Source organism: Streptomyces sp. NPDC097129, assembly GCF_055668065.1.
Map to the genome: position 1 here is coordinate 204,745 of NZ_JBVOQE010000006.1, position 15,720 is coordinate 220,464.

Sequence of the window (15,720 nt, forward strand, 5' to 3'; positions counted from 1 at the left end):
TGCGTTAGCGGAGCCAGGGCAGGTCCGCACCCGCTTCGTTGGGCTGGAGGCCCTCGGCGACGATCTCCATGATCTCGCCGAGGGCCTTCTGCTGTGCCGGACTGAGCCGCTCGAACAGCGCCTGGCGTACGGCGGTGACATGACCGGGCGCGGTGCGCTTCAGCACGTCCAGGCCCTCGTCGGTGAGTACGGCGAACTGGCCGCGCTTGTCGGACGGGCAGTCCTCGCGGCGTACCCAGCCGTTCTTCTCCAACCGCGCGATGGCGTGCGAGAGCCGGGAGCGGGTGATCTTCGCCTGCATCGCCAGCTCGGTCATCCGCAGCCGGCGGCGCGGGGCCTCGGCAAGGCCCACGAGGAGGCCGTAATAGATGTGCGGCATGCCCGCGTCGCGCTGCAGCTGCCGGTCGAGGTGGTCCTCGAGCAGGGTGGTGGCGTGCAGATACGCGCGCCAGACGCGCTGTTCCTCCGCGGTGAGCCAGCGGGGCGGTTCCGCGGCGGGGGAGGAGGCGGGGGATGCGGGTGCCGTGGTCATGGCTCCACTGTACGGCTCCTGTCCTTGAAACTTAAACAAGTCGGGCGTACTCTGGGAAAAGGGAAAGCTTTAGTTTTAAAGCATCTTTTGCAGCATCTGTCCGTTGGGAGTAGTGACGATGTCCGCAGCCACCCAGGAGCGCATGCCCGCCCTGTACCTCAGTCACGGCGCCCCGCCGCTCGCGGACGACCCGGTCTGGCCCGGTGAACTGGCCGCCTGGTCCGCCGCACTGCCCCGCCCGAAGGCGATCCTGATGATCTCCGCGCACTGGGAGGAGGCCCCGCTCGCCCTCGGCGCCACCACCACCGTGCCGCTCGTCCACGACTTCTGGGGCTTCCCCGAGCACTACTACCGCGTCCGCTACGACGCGCCGGGCGCCCCGGAGCTGGCCGAGAGCGTGCGCAAGCTGCTGCGCGCCCCCGGCATGCCGGTGCAGGACATCCCGGACCGGGGCCTGGACCACGGCGCGTACGTGCCGCTCGTCGAGATGTACCCCGGCGCCGACATCCCCGTCCTGCAGGTGTCCATGCCGACCCTGGACCCGGTGCGGCTGATGGAGATCGGCCGCCGGCTCGCGCCGCTGCGCGACGAGGGCGTGCTGATCGTCGGCTCCGGCTTCTTCACCCACAACCTGGCCGCGCTGCGGCACGCCGGTGGCACCCCGGCCTGGTCGGCGGAGTTCGACGAGTGGGGGCGGCGGGCGCTGGACGGCGGTGACGTGGACGCGCTGCTGGACTTCCTGCACCGCTCCCCGGCCGGCCACCTCGCCCACCCGCGCACCGAGCACTTCGCCCCGCTGTTCGTGACCATGGGCGCGGCCGACGCCGCCGGTGAACTCGCCGACCAGAAGTCGGTGATCGACGGCTTCTGGCTGGGCCTGGCCAAGCGGTCCGTCCAGTTCGGCTGACCCCCGGCGTAAAGGCCGGATATGCCCCACCCCTGAAATCCCTGTGAGTCCGTGTCGCCCGGCAACCTTCGGCGGGTGCCGGCCGTCTTCCGGGGTGGGAGAGCGGCCGATGCGGGCGCTCCCCGGACAGAACCGAGGGTGGTCGGCTCGTATGTGACGGGCGTCTCACCCGCACGGGGAGCGGGGTGGTCCGTGACGGCCGGGAGGCCGGCCTTCATTCTGGGCCTGACCTGCGCCTCTCGGTGCTCGTCGGTCCTGCACAGTGGCGTGCGGCCCGACAGGGTACTGCATGATCAGAAAAATCGGGGGACGGGTTGGGAATTCTGTCCGGATTCCAGTCGTTGTTTCCATCGGATGCAGGGCACCCGAGGAGAGTCCGAGGAGTCCGGAAGAGGGTCCGGAAGGCCTCGGCGGCGCCTCCCGCCGTGCCGAGTGTCCGACGGACCACCCGCTGACCCATCATCGCAAGGGAGCACGCATGGCAACCCGTGCCGTCGCCCGTCGTAAGTCCGCCAATGGCGAGACGGCCGACGCGGCAAGCAGTGTTCGCGCCACCGGCGACATCGCCGACCGCGATCTGGTCGGCATGTACCTCGACGAGATCGCGCGGACACCGCTGCTCGACGCCGCCAAGGAGGTCGAGCTGTCCCAGCAGATCGAGGCGGGTGTCTTCGCACGGCAGATCCTCGACGGGTGCGAGGAGTCCCCGTCGGACGCGAGCCGTGCGGAGCTGGAGGCCCTGGTCGCCCAGGGAGAGCGGGCCAAGGACGTCTTCATCCGCTCCAACCTCCGGCTGGTCGTCGCCGTGGCCCGCCGTTACCCCCGCAGCGGTCTGCCCCTGCTGGACCTGATCCAGGAGGGCAACGCCGGCCTGGTCCGCGCGGTCGAGAAGTTCGACTACCGCAAGGGCTTCAAGTTCTCCACGTACGCCACGTGGTGGATCCGCCAGGCGATCACCCGCTCCATAGCGGACCAGTCACGCACGATCCGGCTGCCCGTCCACCTCGTGGAGGAGCTGGGCCGCATCCGCCGCGTGCAGCGCGAGTTCAACCGTGAGCACGGCCGCGACCCGGAGCCCACGGAGATCGCCACCGAGCTCGGCTCCACGCCGGAGCGCGTCATCGACGTACTGGACTGGGCCCGCGACCCCGTCTCGCTGAACATGGCGGTGGACGACGAAGGGGAGACCCAGTTCGGCGACCTGCTGGAGGACACCTCCGCGGTGAGCCCCGAGCAGTCGGTGCTCACGCTGCTGCGCAGCGAGGAGCTGGACGACCTGATCGGCCGCCTCGACCAGCGCACGGCGTCCATCATCAAGATGCGGTACGGCATCGATGACGGCCGTGAGCGCACCCTGACCGAGGTCGGCAAGGAGCACGGTCTGACGCGTGAGCGCATCCGCCAGATCGAGAAGCACGCCCTGCTTGAGCTGAAGAAGCTGGCCCGCGACACGGGCTTCGACGCGGCGGCGTGACCCGGCGGTCTGATCCGGCGGTCTGATTCGTCGGCCTGACGTGGCGGCCTGACAGGCGGGCGTGCGCTCGCCGGCCGGTGTGCGCGGGCGCGTGCGCCGGGTGGCGAAAGACCGCGCAAACATGGCGTTGTTCCGTCGCTTCAACCGGCGAGGCCGGGGGAAAAACACCTCAGGGCACGGGAGTTCGGATACACCGGACACCGGAGTTCGGTTTCGGGGTCCGGCCCGGACTCCCGCCCCAGCGAACCGTTTCAGCAGCCGGCCCCGCAGTCAGCTGACGCCAACTGAACCAGGTCCCGACGCAATCCCCCCCCGGCGCCGGGACTTCCCTCGAGCCGGGCTTCGGCGCCCTCCCCCCCCCCCGGGTGCCGGAGTCCGGCTCCTTTTGTGCGGCGAGGGTCATGAAAGGGCGGGCCACCCCGTACCTGAACCACGGGGTGACCCGCCCGGACGGCAGATTCTGTCATACACCCGATCACCACCCGACCACGGGCCGTCACGTCCTCCGGGGCCGTCACGCCTCCCTTACTGCCACGCCCTCCCGTCCGTCGCGCCCTCCCCGCTGCCACGCCCTCCCGGGCCGTCGCGCCCTTCCCGCCGTCACCCCGCGTGCGCCGCCCGGCTCAGCCGCTCGCCCATCTCCCTTACGCCCGCGACCAGTTCCGCCGGTTCGCGCACCGTGAAGTCGAAGCCCAGCATCGCCAGACGGGCCGCCAGCCACTCCACCGGGCCGCTGCCCCGCCCGCGCAGCACGCATCCGCCGCCCTCGTCCGGCTCCGGCGTCCCGAGCCACCCCGGTACCCGCGCCGCGACCGCGTCCACCGGCGCGGCGAACGCGACGGCATAGTCGTAGGACTCCTGCCCGCGCTGCATCGAGCGCCGCAGGTACTCCGCGGCGCTGCCCTCCGGCAGCTCGCGCTCCACGAACCGCGCGCCCGTCGCGAACGGCTCGCTCACCCGGTCCACGCGGAAGGTACGCCAGTCCTCACGCTCGAGGTCGTAGGCGACGAGGTACCAGCGCCGCCCCGTCGACACCAGCCGGTATGGCTCGGTCAGCCGCCGGGACCGGGTGCCGTCGGCGGCCCGGTAGGCGAACCGCAGCCGCTCCCGCCCGGCCACCGTGGACGCCATCACGGTGAGCGTCTCGGGTGCGATGCTCGGCCCGTCCCCGCTGGTCAGCGGCGTGGTCGCGGCCTGCAGCGTGGACACCCGGTGGCGCAGCCGCGACGGCAGCACCTGCTCCAGCTTGGCCAGCGCCCGCACGGACGCCTCCTCCAGGCCCTCCACCGCGTGCCCCGCGCCGGCCCGCAGACCCACCGCGATGGCCACCGCCTCCTCGTCGTCGAGGACGAGCGGCGGCAGCGCCTTGCCCGCGACGAGCCGGTAACCGCCGTCGGCGCCCATGCTCGCCTGCACCGGATAGCCGAGCTCGCGCAGCCGGTCGACGTCGCGGCGGACCGTGCGGCGGGAGACGCCGAGCCGCTCGGCGAGCTCGCCGCCGGGCCATTCGCGGGGCGTCTGGAGGAGGGAGAGGAGCTGCAGGAGCCGGGCCGGAGTATCGGTCGTCATACAGTCGAGAATGCCGCAGAACTAGGACACGATCTGACCTACTGCCGTCCTACCTTCGGTGCATGACCTCCACCGAGACCGAAAAGCACCGCACCGCACCACCCGCCGCCGGTGACCGTCGCCGCTGGTTCGCCCTGGCGATCGTGATGACGGCGGCCTTCATGGACCTCGTCGACGTGACGATCGTCAACATCGCGATCCCGTCCATCCAGCGGGACGCAGGCGCCTCCTTCAGCCAGATCCAGTGGATCACCGCCGGTTACGCGCTCGCCTTCGCCGCCGGCCTCATCACCGGCGGCCGGCTCGGTGACATCCACGGCCGCAAGCGGATCTTCCTGCTCGGCATCGGTGGTTTCACGCTCGCCTCCGCCCTGTGCGGTTTCGCCACGAACCCGGAGATGCTCGTCGCCTCCCGGGTGCTGCAGGGCGGCATGGCGGCGCTGATGGTGCCTCAGGTGCTGTCGATCGTGCACGCCACCTTCCCGGCGCACGAACGGGGCAAGGTCTTCGGTCTGTTCGGCGCCATCATCGGGCTGGGCGCGGTGTCCGGCCCGCTGCTGGGGGCGCTGCTGACGGAGTGGAACCTCTTCGGTCTCGAGTGGCGGCCCATCTTCCTGATCAACCTGCCGGTGGGCGTCGCCGCCCTCCTGCTCGGCCGCCGTTTCATCACCGAGTCGCGCGCCCCGCGCGCCCTGAAGCTCGATCTGGTCGGTGTCGCGCTGGTGACGCTGGGCCTGCTGATGCTGCTCTACCCGCTCACCCGGGGCCGTGAGCTGGGCTGGCCGCTGTGGGGGTACGGCTCGATGGCGGGCGCGCTCGTCGTCTTCGGGGCGCTGGTCGCCTACGAGCGGCGCAAGGCGGCGCGGGACGGGTCGCCGCTGGTGGAGCTGTCCCTGTTCCGGGTGAAGAGCTTCGTGGCCGGTATCGCCGTGCAGACGGTGTTCGGGATCGCGCTCGGTGTGTTCTTCCTGGTGTGGACGCTGTACATGCAGATGGGGCTCGGCTGGAGCCCGCTCAAGGCCGGCCTGACCGGCGTTCCCTTCTCGATCGCGGTGTCGGTGGCGGCCGGGATGAGCGTGCAGAAACTGGTCCCGCGCTTCGGGCGCCGCGTGCTCCAGGCGGGCGCGCTGATCATGGCGCTGGGCGTGCTGCTGTACCTCGCGGAGGCCGGCCACTACGGCGTGGCCATCACCCCCTGGCAGATGGCACTGCCGCTGGTCGTGATGGGCCTGGGCATGGGTCTGATCGTCGCGCCGCTGACCGACGCGGTGCTGTCCCAGGTGCCGCGCGAGCACGCCGGTTCGGCGTCCGGGCTGATCAACACCGTGCAGCAGATGGGCAACGCGCTGGGCCTCGGCCTGGTCTCGGTGATCTTCTTCGGCGAGATCGGCGACCGGCTCACCCCGGCCCAGACCGGCCCGGCGTTCGTGCACGCCTTCCAGTACGCGCTGGGCTGGGTGGCGGCCGTGATGGCCGTGATCTTCCTGCTGATGTCCGCGCTGCCGAAGCGGCCGGCGCAGCACGTGGACGGGGCGGGCGCGGAGGTGCTTCCGGTGGAGGAGAAGGAACCGGCGCTGGTGCGCTGACCGGCGGCCCGGGAGTCGTACGGGAGCCGGTCGACGGCGGTGGGAGGGGCCCGGTGCCGATGGCGCCGGGCCCCTCCGGCGTGTCCGGACGCGCCCGCTCGTCATGTCTGATCATGCCCGGTTGACTTCCGTTTGGATCCGAAGCTGTTTACTTTCCAGAAATCCGGGCGTAGCCTCCGGAGAGAGAAACCACACGTTCGGGTATGAGTCGGAGGCGAACGGACATGTACGCACCGGAGCGGCAGCAGGAGATCCTCCGGCTCGCCCGGGACGGCGGCCGGGTGGACGTGGTGTCACTCGCCGAGGAGCTCCAGGTGACGGCGGAGACCATCCGCCGCGATCTGAAGGCCCTGGACCGGGCCGGCCTGGTGCGCCGTGTGCACGGCGGCGCCATCCCCGTCGGACGCCTCGACTTCGAGCCCGACCTCACCGAGCGCGAGTCGACCGCCGCCGACGAGAAGGACCGCGTCGCCAAGGCCGCCCTCGCCGAACTGCCCACCGAGGGCACGGTGATCCTCGACGCCGGCACCACGGTCGCCCGGCTGGCCGCCGCGCTGCCGCTGGAGTCCTCGCTCACCGTCGTCACGCACTCGCTGCCGATCGCGGCCCGCCTCGCCGACCACCCGGGCATCCAGCTCCACCTCGTCGGAGGGCGGGTGCGGCACCGTACGCGTGCCGCCGTGGACGCCTGGGCGCTGCGGGCGTACGGCGAGATCCGCGCGGACGTGCTGTTCGTGGCCGCCAACGGCTTCTCCGCCGAGCACGGTCTGACCACCCCCGACCTCGCCGAGGCCGCCGTCAAGCGCGCCGCGGTCGCCGCCGCCCGCCGGGTGGTCCTGCTCGCCGACTCCTCCAAGCACGGCCAGGAGCACTTCGCCCGCTTCGGCGACCTGAGCGACGTGGACCTGCTGATCACCGACAGCGGGCTGAGCCCCGAAGACACCGCCGGCATCGAGCGCGGCGGCACGGAAGTAGTACGCGCATGATCCTCACCGTCACCCCCAACCCGTCCCTCGACCGCACCTACGAGGTCCAGGCGCTCAAGCGCGGCGAGGTCATCCGCGCCGAGACCGAGCGCATGGACCCCGGCGGCAAGGGCGTGAACGTCTCCCGCGCGGTCGCGGCCGCCGGACGGCGCACGGTCGCCGTACTGCCCCTGGGCGGTGCGCCGGGCAAGCTCATCGCCGATCTGCTCGACGCGCAGGGCATCGAGGTCGCGCCGGTCCCGATCGCCGGGGCCACCCGCTCCAACATCGCGCTCGCCGAGGTGGACGGCCTTCTGACGAAGATCAACGCGCCCGGCCCCCAACTGACCGCCGCCGAGCAGGAACTGTTGCTGGACACCGTGCGGGAGGCCTCGCGCGGCGCCGACTGGATCGCCTGCTGCGGCAGCCTGCCCCGTGGTCTTGCTCCCTCCTGGTACGCCGATGTCGTCACCCGGGCGCACGCGGGGGGCGCGCGGATCGCGCTGGACACCTCGGGGCGTGCCCTGCTGGAGGCGCTGCGGGCCCGGCCCGACGTGGTGAAGCCGAACGCGGAGGAGCTCGCGGAAGCCGTCGGGCGCCCCCTCGCCACGGTCGGCGACGCGCTCAAGGCGGCCGAGGAACTGCGCGAGATGGGCGCGGGCGCGGTGCTCGCGAGCCTGGGTGCCGACGGCCAGCTGCTGGTGGACGGCTCGGGCGCCTGGTTCGGCAGCGCGCGCGTGGACACCGTACGCAGCAATGTGGGCGCCGGTGACTCCTCCCTGGCCGGCTTCCTCATCGCCGGCGGCAACGGCCCCGACGCCCTCGCCTCCGCCGTGGCCCACGGCGCCGCCGCCGTCCAGCTGCCCGGCAGCGTGATGCCGACCCCGGCCGACCTGGACCCGGCGGCCGTGACGGTCACGGACCGGGTACCGGTCGACCGCCCGCTGAAGGAGCCGGCGCCATGACGCCCCACGCGACCGCCCCCGTACGGCGCGGCCCCGGCACCGCGTTACTCCCCATGACACCGGTACTGCTCCCCATGACACCGGTACTTCGCTTGACCTCGGCACTTCCCGTGACAGGGCCGGCGACCACCCCCGTCTCCACCCTCCCCCTCCCCCTCCCCGTCCCCCTCCCGCCCACCCTCCCCACCGGGCGATACGCGAGCTAAGGAGCCCGCGATGAGCGACATGATCACCGCGGAACTGGTCGACCTCGACCTGTCCGCCACGACCAAGGAAGCGGCGGCCCGCGCCCTCGCCGAGCGCATGGTGTCGCTGGGCCGGGTGACCGACCTGGACGCCTTCCTCGCCGACGTGGCCGCGCGCGAGGCGCAGATGCCGACCGGCCTCGACGGCGGCATCGGCATACCGCACTGCCGCAGCGCCCATGTCACCGAGCCGACGCTGGCCTTCGGGCGCAGCGCCGCCGGCATCGACTTCGGTGCCGCGGACGGCCCCGCCGACCTGATCTTCCTGATCGCCGCACCCGCGGGAGCCGACGACGCCCATCTGACGATCCTGTCGTCGCTGGCCCGGCAGCTCATGAACGCCGAGTTCACGGGCGCGCTGCGCTCGGTGAACGGCGCGGGCACGGCGGCGGCGCTGATCCGCGGGGACGTGACCCCGGCGGACATCGAGGCCGAAAAGGCCTCCGCAGACTCCGTGGCGGCGCCGGTGGCGGCCTCCGCCGGCGCCGCCACGGACACCACCGCGCAGGGCACCGGCGAGCGCCCGTTCCGGATCGTCGCCGTGACCTCCTGCCCGACCGGCATCGCCCACACCTACATGGCCGCCGAGTCGCTGGAGAACGCGGGCCGTGAGGCAGGTATCGAAGTCACCGTCGAGACCCAGGGCTCGGCCGGCTTCACCCGGCTCGACGCGTCGGTCATCGCGGACGCGGACGGCGTGATCTTCGCGCACGACGTGCCCGTCCGCGACAAGGACCGCTTCGCGGGCAAGCCCACCGTCGACGTGGGCGTGAAGGCCGGCATCAACCGCCCGGCCGAACTGATCGCCGAGGTCCGCGAGAAGGCGGCGCGCGGCGAGGTGAGCGCGGCGGCCTCCGCGGGAGGCGGCACCCCGGTCGAGCGCGCCGGCGACTCGGCGGAGGGCTACGGCAGCAAGCTCCGCAAGTGGCTGATGTCCGGCGTGAGCTACATGGTGCCGTTCGTCGCCGCGGGCGGTCTGCTCATCGCGCTCGGCTTCGCGATCGGCGGCTACAAGATCAACAAGGCGCCGTCGGTGATGGACCACTTCATCTGGACCCAGGCCGACAGCTGGGGCGCCCTGCTGTTCCAGATCGGCGGCGTGGCCTTCGCCTTCCTCGTCCCGGTCCTCGCCGGATACATCGCCTACGGCATGGCCGACCGCCCCGGTCTGGTGCCAGGCTTCGTCGGCGGGTCGATCTCCCTCACCATCAACGCGGGCTTCCTCGGCGGCCTGGCCGCGGGCCTGATCGCCGGCGGCGTGGTGCTGGCGATCCAGAAGGTGCGGATACCGGCGGCACTGCGCGGCATCATGCCGGTGGTGGTGATCCCGCTGATCTCCTCGGCGATCGTCGGGTTCCTGATGTTCGTGGTGATCGGCAAACCCATCGCCTCGGCCCAGAAGGGCATGACGGACTGGCTGAACGGCCTCACCGGCGCCAACGCCGTCCTGCTCGGCGCGCTGCTCGGCCTGATGATGTGCTTCGACCTCGGCGGTCCGGTCAACAAGGTCGCCTACACCTTCGCCACCGCCGGCATCGCCGTCGCGAGCCCCAGCGACTCCGCGATGAAGATCATGGCCGCGGTGATGGCCGCCGGTATGGTCCCGCCGCTGGCGATGGCCCTGGCCACCACCGTGCGCGGCAAGCTCTTCACGCAGACCGAGCGGGAGAACGGCAAGGCGGCCTGGGTCCTCGGCCTCTCCTTCATCTCCGAGGGCGCCATCCCGTTCGCGGCGGCCGACCCGCTGCGGGTCATCCCCTCGGCGATGGTCGGCGGCGCGATCACCGGCTCCCTGTCGATGGTCTTCGGTGCGACCCTGCGCGCCCCGCACGGCGGCATCTTCGTCGTCCCGCTGATCGGCAACCCGCTGCTGTACCTGGTCGCCATCGCCGCGGGCGTCTGTGCCACCACCGCCCTTGTCATCGTCCTCAAGGGCCTGCGCAAGCCGGCCCCCGGCGCCCCGGAGCCGGGGACGAGCGGGAGCACGGCGGCCACGGGCGCCAAGCAGCCGGTGGCGGCGTAAGGAACCGAACGCCCGCATGTCCCTTTCAGGCGCTGTGAGTTGTTCACGGCGCCTGTCGGGATAGGGCGCACAATGCGAGATTCATCACGGTCCGGGGCCAAAGTCCCGGACCGTGGTGTCTACTGGAACGCATGCCCGAGCCCTCCTCGATCCTCCAGACGGCAGGGATGGCCGTCCTCGCCCTGGCCGGCATCGCCTGGCTGATCGGCATCACGCGCATGCTGCGCCGCTTCCGCCAGGAGGCGATCATCCGGCACTTCGGCCCGGACGCCGCTCTCTCCGCCCTCCCGGGCCCGCGCGAGACCGGCCCCCGCCTGGAAACCGTCGAACTGACCCCGGCGGAACGCGACGCCTTCGCCACGCTGGTACGCCACCTCGCCGACGGCCGCTGAGGCCTCCGGCGGCAGCCGTTGAAGCCACCCTGCGCGGGTGGTCGCGGAAGGGCCCACCCTGCGGGCAGCCGCCCTCCCGGCGTCGCCCGCCGGAGTTGATCGAGTGCCGTGAGTCCCCTACTGGGAGACGCGTTCGGCGCGCCGCTCCATCGCCTCCCGGGCCGCCTCCTCGCTCGCGTACACCTCGCACATGTGCCGCCCGTCCGGGGTCGCCGTGTGCTCCACCTCCCACAGGGCCAGCTCACGGCCGTCGCGCAGCAGGAAGGCGTGCTCGTAGAGGGAGAAGGACAGTCCGATGCGGCCCGCCCGGCACGGACGGCCGAACGCCTGCGTGATCCGGTGCCCCTGCGCCGTGGCCAGCAGGGCCGCCGTCTCCCCGTCCGGGCGGTCGGTGTTCTCCGCGCGGCGCAGCAGCCGGCGCGCGTGGTCGGCCGAGCCGTCGGTGATGTAGACCTGCCGGGGCCGGGGCACCGGAGCGGGGTGCGCCGGCACCGGCAGCTCGAACTCCGTCCCGTCCGACGGCAGCGGCAGCCGGGCCGTGGCCGCGCGCAGCTCCTCCTCGTCGACGTACACCTCGTGCTGCGGGTCGCTGCCCGGGGCGGTGTTGTGGACCAGCTCCCACAGGGTGAGCGCCTGGCCGTCCGCGAGGAGCCAGGTGTGCCGGTACGTCTCCCGGTGCAGCCCCGCGCTGTGGTGCGCGGAGTGCAACGAGCCGTCGTAGGCCAGCGCGCAGTCCAGCCGCCGTATCGCCTCGTCGGGCAGTTCGAAGGAGTTCAGGGCGCGGCCGAGAATCCGCGCCAGATGCTCCTCCGGTGACTCGGGTGATTCGTACGCTGCCGTCTCGTACGGAACGCTCAAGGTGTCTCCCGGCGCTTGCTGCATGTCACCTGGTGGGTGCATACCGTAGCCCCTCGGCCGGACATCGTGTCCGGGAACCGAGAAAACATGTGCCCGGAAAACGCACGGGCCGCGCGGGAAGTTCCCACGCGGCCCGACGATCCGTCAGCACCCTCTGTCAACAGGCGGTTTGACGCGTCACGCGGCGCTCCCGGCGACCCACTCGCTCCAGCCCATGTTCCAGCCGTTGAGCCCGTTGTCGGGGGAGACGGTCTTGTCCGGCGAGTTCTTGACGATCACCACGTCACCGATCAGCGACTGGTCGTAGAACCACTTCGCCGGAGTGTCCCCCTGCGCGCCCCGCTCGTCGGCCAGACCGACACAGCCGTGGCTGGTCCCCTGGCTGCCGAAGGGCGGGTTGCCCTTGCTGTACCAGTAGTTGCCGTGGATGAACGTCCCCGACTGCGTCAGCCGCATCGCGTGCGGCACGTCCGGGATGTCGTACTCGCCGCCCAGACCGACCGTCTGGCTGTTCATACGGGTCTGGGTGAACTTCTCGGAGATCACCATCGCGCCGTTGTACGTGGTGTGCTGCGGGCTTCCCGACGAGATCGGGATCGTCTTCACGGTCCGGCCGTCCCGCACGACCGTCATGGTCTGCGTGTTCACGTCCACGGTGGAGACCTGCGAACGCCCCACCGTGAACGTCACGGTCTTCCTCTGCACACCGAAGACCCCGTTGGCGCCCTCGACACCGTCCAGGTCGATCTTCATCGTGACCTTGGACCCGGCCTTCCAGTAGTCCTGGGGCCGGAAGTCGAGCCGCTGCGCCCCGAACCAGTGCCCGACCACCTGCTGACCGCTGCTGGAGGTGACCGAGATGTGCGACTGCACGGCCTTCTTGTCGCTGATCTCCTTGTCGAAGGTGAACGACACGGGCATCCCGACGCCGACGGTCGCGCCGTTGTCCGGCGTGTACGTCCCGATGAAGCTGTTCGACGACGAGACGGTGGTGAAGATGGCGTTCGCGGCCGCCGTACGGCCACCGGAGTCCTTCGCCGTAGCGGAGATCTGGTACTTGGTCCCGCGCTCCAGCTGCTCCTTGGGCTTCCAGGTGCTGCCGTCGGCGGATATCTCCCCGGCCACGGTCTGCCCGGTGCCGGCCACCGTCATCTTCACGTCCGTCAGCCTGCCGTCGCTGACCTTCACTCCGGTGCTGTTGATCGAGGCGCCGGACGAACCGTCCTTGGCCGAGATGGCGATCTTCGCGACGGAGGCCTTGGTGTCACCGCCGCCGTTCTTGTCGTCGTTGCTGGCGTTGGCGTTCCCGCCGCACGCGGTGAGGGTCAGGGCGCCGACCATCAGGGCGGCACAGGCCCCCAGTACGCGCCGCGCTGCTGTGTTCGGCGTTGTCACGGGCTGCTCCCAGTTTTCATCGATCATTCCAAGACGTGAAGAAGGAGCGATCAAACGACTACTCCGGTTCCCACGTGACAGAACTGCGACAATCCCCCACCGCAGCGAGGCCGGTTGGACCACAACCGACGCCACGCGGGCTCCGCCACGACGTCCCCGCACCCGCCGACGGCGGGGAGGGGACGGGGTGGGGGGTGTCCGCCCGCAGCGGCCGGCACCGGGCAAGGGTGCCGTCGTCGGGGACGGGCGGCCGGACCGAGGACGGACACCCCCCACCCCGGCCCCGACTCAGAAACCGGCCGCAGGCGCTACCGCAACCGGCCACCGGACAGCAACGGGCCGCCGCAGGCATATAAGGGGCGCGGGGCTGTGTCGATATGCGGCTCCGCCGCGTGGGCGCGACCAGCCACCACGCACCCGCACCCGAAACACGACCCAGCGCCGCAGGCGATACTCACACCCCTCCAAAGAGCTCCTCATACGACGGCCACTCACCGACAGAAGCCGCCGCCCGCACCCCCCGCACAATCGCCCGCGTCACCACATCCGCCCCCGCCGCAAGCAGTTCGTTCAAGGCCAACGGACCCCCACCCCCCGAAGACAACTCCCGCTCTCCCGTAGCCAACGCGAACACACTGTCCCCGTCGTTCAGCAGATGCACCGGCCGCACAGCCCGAGCGATCCCGTCATGCGCCGTACCCGCCAACTTCTGCGCCTGCGCCTTCGACAGCACCGCGTCCGTCGCGACCACGACCAGCGTCGTGTTCATCGGCGGAGCCGCCCGCCGAGCCTCCAGCTCCCGCCACCGCACCCGCGCCGCCTCGACTACCTCCGCCGGCGGATACGCCGGCCGCCGCCCCCCGTACAGCTCGCCGTACATCTCCCCGTACAGCACCCCCGTCGCCGGATCCACCACCGATCCCGCCGCGTTGGCCACCACCAACGCCGCCACCGTGATCCCGGAGTCGAGCACCACGCTCGCCGTCCCGACCCCGCCCTTCAGCAACCCCACGGCCGCCCCCGTCCCGGCCCCGACGCACCCCTCCGCGACAGCCGCCCCGACCGCGCTGCCCGCCGCCGCCTCCACCGCGGCCCGCCCCATCGCCGCGTCCGGCCGCGCCCGGAAGTCGCCCCCGCGACCGAGGTCGAAGACGCAAGCCGCCGGCACCACGGGCACGACATGCGTGGGATCCGGCCCCACCCGCACCCCCCGGCCGCGCTCCTCCAGCCACGCCATCACCCCGGACGCCGCGTCGAGCCCGTACGCGCTGCCCCCGGTGAGCACCACGGCCTCGACCTTCTGCACGAGGTTGCGCGGATCGAGGGCGTCGGTCTCCTTCGTCCCCGGCCCGCCGCCGCGCACGTCCACGGCGGCCACGGAGCCGCCTTCGGGAGCGAGCACGACGGTGGTCCCGGTCAGCCACCCGTCACCGCGCCGCGTCGCATGCCCGACCCGCATCCCGATGACATCCGTCAGAGCGTCAACTGTCATACGCCCCAGTGTGACCCGGCACCGCGCCACTCAGCCCCGAACCACAAGCCCCGACCACCCCGCCCCCCACCACCCGGCCCCGCGTCACCCCGCCCCGTGCGCGGAGCGTGCCCGGGCCGTCAGTGTCACCCCCGCCGCCACCGCCACCCCGCAGACGAGGCCCGCCGCGAGCACCGCCCACTCGCCGAGGAACGTGCAGCAGATCACGAGCAGCGCGGTGACGGGCAGCACGAGCTGCTGCCCGATGCCCACCTTGAAGTGACGGGCGTGCAGCGCCCACACGGTCAGCAGATACAGCGCCGTCGGCAGCGTCGCCGCCGCCGACGCGGCCGTCGCGGAGATGTGCGCGGAGCCGACCGCCTGCTCGACGGCCACCTCCAGCCCCGCGCCGATCGCCGCCGCCGAGGCGAAGATCAGGTAGTGCCCGTAGCCCCACACGAACGCCTGACGGCTGGAGCGCAGGTGCCCGTGGATCGGCACGACGAAGTAGATCCACCACGCGGCGAACACCATCAGCAGCCCGCCCGCCGCGATCGGCAGCAGCTCACCGAGGGCGTCGTGCTCGTCCACGGCCGACTTGACCGCGACCGTGGCCGCGGCGATCGTCTCGCCGAGCACGATGATCGTGAACAGTCCGTAGCGTTCGGAGATGTGGTGCGGATGCCAGGCCGTGGTGAAGGACCTCTCCGCGATCAGCGGCACCGACAGCTCGGCGAGCACCATCACCAGGAACACCCAGGGCCGCGCGGGCTCCGGCAGCACGATCAGCCCGACCCAGCCGACCTGGCAGAGCAGCACCCCGAAGGCGTACCGCACCGCCGCGGTCCGCTCGGCGCCCTCGGCCGATCTCGCGGCGCGCAGCCACTGCGCGACCATGGCCAGCCGCATGATCACATAGCCGAGCCAGACGATGAGGAAGTCGTGGTCGTCGAAGGCCCGCGACACGCCTGCGGCGAGCACCAGGACACCGGCGATCTGCACGAGGGTGACGACCCGGTACAGCACGTCGTCGTTGTCGTACGCGGAGGCGAACCAGGAGAAGTTCATCCAGGCCCACCAGATGGCGAAGAAGACCATCGCGTAGTTGAGGATGCCCTGACCGGCGTGCCCGTCGGCGAGGAAGTGCACCAGCTGGACGCCGGCCTGCGCGATCGCCACGACGAAGCACAGGTCGAAGAGGAGTTCCAGCGGCGAGGCCACACGATGGGCCTCGTCGCGCCCGCGAGCGGTGAGCCTGCGCAGGGGCCGGTGTCGGGCGGGTGCGTCGGAGGGCGCGGGGGACTGGCTGGAACTCGGCGTCATGTGACCCAGCACACC

The 15,720-nt window shown here is 71.7% G+C and carries 13 protein-coding genes; 7 read left to right on the plus strand and 6 right to left on the minus strand.

Translation table 11 applies throughout. The annotated features are described in order from the left end of the window. Positions 1-4: 4 nt before the first annotated feature. Positions 5-532 (minus strand): MarR family winged helix-turn-helix transcriptional regulator, encoded by a 528-nt coding sequence (locus AC0B9F_RS19405; protein WP_472004152.1) that lies wholly within the window; start codon positions 530-532, stop codon positions 5-7. Between the two features lie 142 nt (positions 533-674). Here AC0B9F_RS19405 and AC0B9F_RS19410 point away from each other — a divergent pair, with 142 nt between their 5' ends. Together AC0B9F_RS19410 and AC0B9F_RS19415 are read left to right on the plus strand one after the other, a co-directional pair. Next, entirely contained in the window at positions 675-1,439 is a 765-nt protein-coding gene (locus AC0B9F_RS19410) for a dioxygenase family protein (RefSeq protein WP_472004570.1), read from the plus strand. Between the two features lie 478 nt (positions 1,440-1,917). Continuing rightward, positions 1,918-2,913, plus strand: a complete 996-nt coding sequence (locus AC0B9F_RS19415; protein ID WP_472004154.1) for a sigma-70 family RNA polymerase sigma factor — start codon at positions 1,918-1,920, stop codon at positions 2,911-2,913. A 600-nt stretch (positions 2,914-3,513) separates the two neighbouring features. Here AC0B9F_RS19415 and AC0B9F_RS19420 read toward each other — a convergent pair. Continuing rightward, entirely contained in the window at positions 3,514-4,482 is a 969-nt protein-coding gene (locus AC0B9F_RS19420) for a helix-turn-helix transcriptional regulator (RefSeq protein ID WP_472004156.1), read from the minus strand. Positions 4,483-4,544: 62 nt separating this feature from the next. Here AC0B9F_RS19420 and AC0B9F_RS19425 point away from each other — a divergent pair, with 62 nt between their 5' ends. The 5 genes from AC0B9F_RS19425 (at position 4,545) to AC0B9F_RS19445 (ending at position 10,658) form a co-directional block, all read left to right on the plus strand. After that, entirely contained in the window at positions 4,545-6,068 is a 1,524-nt protein-coding gene (locus AC0B9F_RS19425) for an MFS transporter (RefSeq protein ID WP_472004158.1), read from the plus strand. Between the two features lie 224 nt (positions 6,069-6,292). Beyond that, positions 6,293-7,054, plus strand: coding sequence for a DeoR/GlpR family DNA-binding transcription regulator (locus AC0B9F_RS19430; RefSeq protein WP_472004161.1), 762 nt, complete (start codon positions 6,293-6,295; stop codon positions 7,052-7,054). Continuing rightward, positions 7,051-7,998: a 1-phosphofructokinase gene (gene pfkB, locus AC0B9F_RS19435; protein ID WP_472004164.1), complete on the plus strand. Its 948-nt coding sequence runs from the start codon at positions 7,051-7,053 to the stop codon at positions 7,996-7,998. The genes AC0B9F_RS19430 and pfkB overlap by 4 nt, the downstream gene beginning before the upstream one ends. A gap of 216 nt (positions 7,999-8,214) precedes the next feature. Beyond that, positions 8,215-10,266 (plus strand): PTS fructose transporter subunit IIABC, encoded by a 2,052-nt coding sequence (locus AC0B9F_RS19440; RefSeq protein WP_472004166.1) that lies wholly within the window; start codon positions 8,215-8,217, stop codon positions 10,264-10,266. Positions 10,267-10,397: 131 nt separating this feature from the next. Further along, positions 10,398-10,658 (plus strand): hypothetical protein, encoded by a 261-nt coding sequence (locus tag AC0B9F_RS19445; RefSeq protein WP_472004168.1) that lies wholly within the window; start codon positions 10,398-10,400, stop codon positions 10,656-10,658. A 117-nt stretch (positions 10,659-10,775) separates the two neighbouring features. On the opposite strand, the gene AC0B9F_RS19450 is transcribed toward AC0B9F_RS19445, so the two are convergent. From AC0B9F_RS19450 to AC0B9F_RS19465, 4 genes are all read right to left on the minus strand, one after another. Further along, positions 10,776-11,516, minus strand: a complete 741-nt coding sequence (locus AC0B9F_RS19450) for a DUF6227 family protein (protein ID WP_472004170.1) — start codon at positions 11,514-11,516, stop codon at positions 10,776-10,778. Positions 11,517-11,693: 177 nt separating this feature from the next. After that, on the minus strand, positions 11,694-12,911 hold the full coding sequence (locus tag AC0B9F_RS19455; RefSeq protein WP_472004172.1) for a L,D-transpeptidase: 1,218 nt from the start codon (positions 12,909-12,911) through the stop codon (positions 11,694-11,696). Between the two features lie 454 nt (positions 12,912-13,365). Then, positions 13,366-14,403 carry a P1 family peptidase gene (locus AC0B9F_RS19460; protein ID WP_472004174.1) on the minus strand — a complete coding sequence of 346 codons (1,038 nt, stop codon included), beginning with the start codon at positions 14,401-14,403 and terminating at the stop codon, positions 13,366-13,368. An 84-nt stretch (positions 14,404-14,487) separates the two neighbouring features. After that, positions 14,488-15,705 carry a low temperature requirement protein A gene (locus tag AC0B9F_RS19465; protein ID WP_472004176.1) on the minus strand — a complete coding sequence of 406 codons (1,218 nt, stop codon included), beginning with the start codon at positions 15,703-15,705 and terminating at the stop codon, positions 14,488-14,490. Between the last annotated feature and the right edge of the window lie 15 nt (positions 15,706-15,720).

Bases quoted from the DNA above. Each gene is read 5' to 3' on its own strand.
- AC0B9F_RS19405 (WP_472004152.1), bottom strand. From the start codon at position 532: ATGACCACGGCACCCGCATCCCCCGCCTCCTCCCCCGCCGCGGAACCG.
- AC0B9F_RS19410 (WP_472004570.1), top strand. From the start codon at position 675: ATGCCCGCCCTGTACCTCAGTCACGGCGCCCCGCCGCTCGCGGACGAC.
- AC0B9F_RS19415 (WP_472004154.1), top strand. From the start codon at position 1,918: ATGGCAACCCGTGCCGTCGCCCGTCGTAAGTCCGCCAATGGCGAGACG.
- AC0B9F_RS19420 (WP_472004156.1), bottom strand. From the start codon at position 4,482: ATGACGACCGATACTCCGGCCCGGCTCCTGCAGCTCCTCTCCCTCCTC.
- AC0B9F_RS19425 (WP_472004158.1), top strand. From the start codon at position 4,545: ATGACCTCCACCGAGACCGAAAAGCACCGCACCGCACCACCCGCCGCC.
- AC0B9F_RS19430 (WP_472004161.1), top strand. From the start codon at position 6,293: ATGTACGCACCGGAGCGGCAGCAGGAGATCCTCCGGCTCGCCCGGGAC.
- pfkB (WP_472004164.1), top strand. From the start codon at position 7,051: ATGATCCTCACCGTCACCCCCAACCCGTCCCTCGACCGCACCTACGAG.
- AC0B9F_RS19440 (WP_472004166.1), top strand. From the start codon at position 8,215: ATGAGCGACATGATCACCGCGGAACTGGTCGACCTCGACCTGTCCGCC.
- AC0B9F_RS19445 (WP_472004168.1), top strand. From the start codon at position 10,398: ATGCCCGAGCCCTCCTCGATCCTCCAGACGGCAGGGATGGCCGTCCTC.
- AC0B9F_RS19460 (WP_472004174.1), bottom strand. From the start codon at position 14,403: ATGACAGTTGACGCTCTGACGGATGTCATCGGGATGCGGGTCGGGCAT.
- AC0B9F_RS19465 (WP_472004176.1), bottom strand. From the start codon at position 15,705: ATGACGCCGAGTTCCAGCCAGTCCCCCGCGCCCTCCGACGCACCCGCC.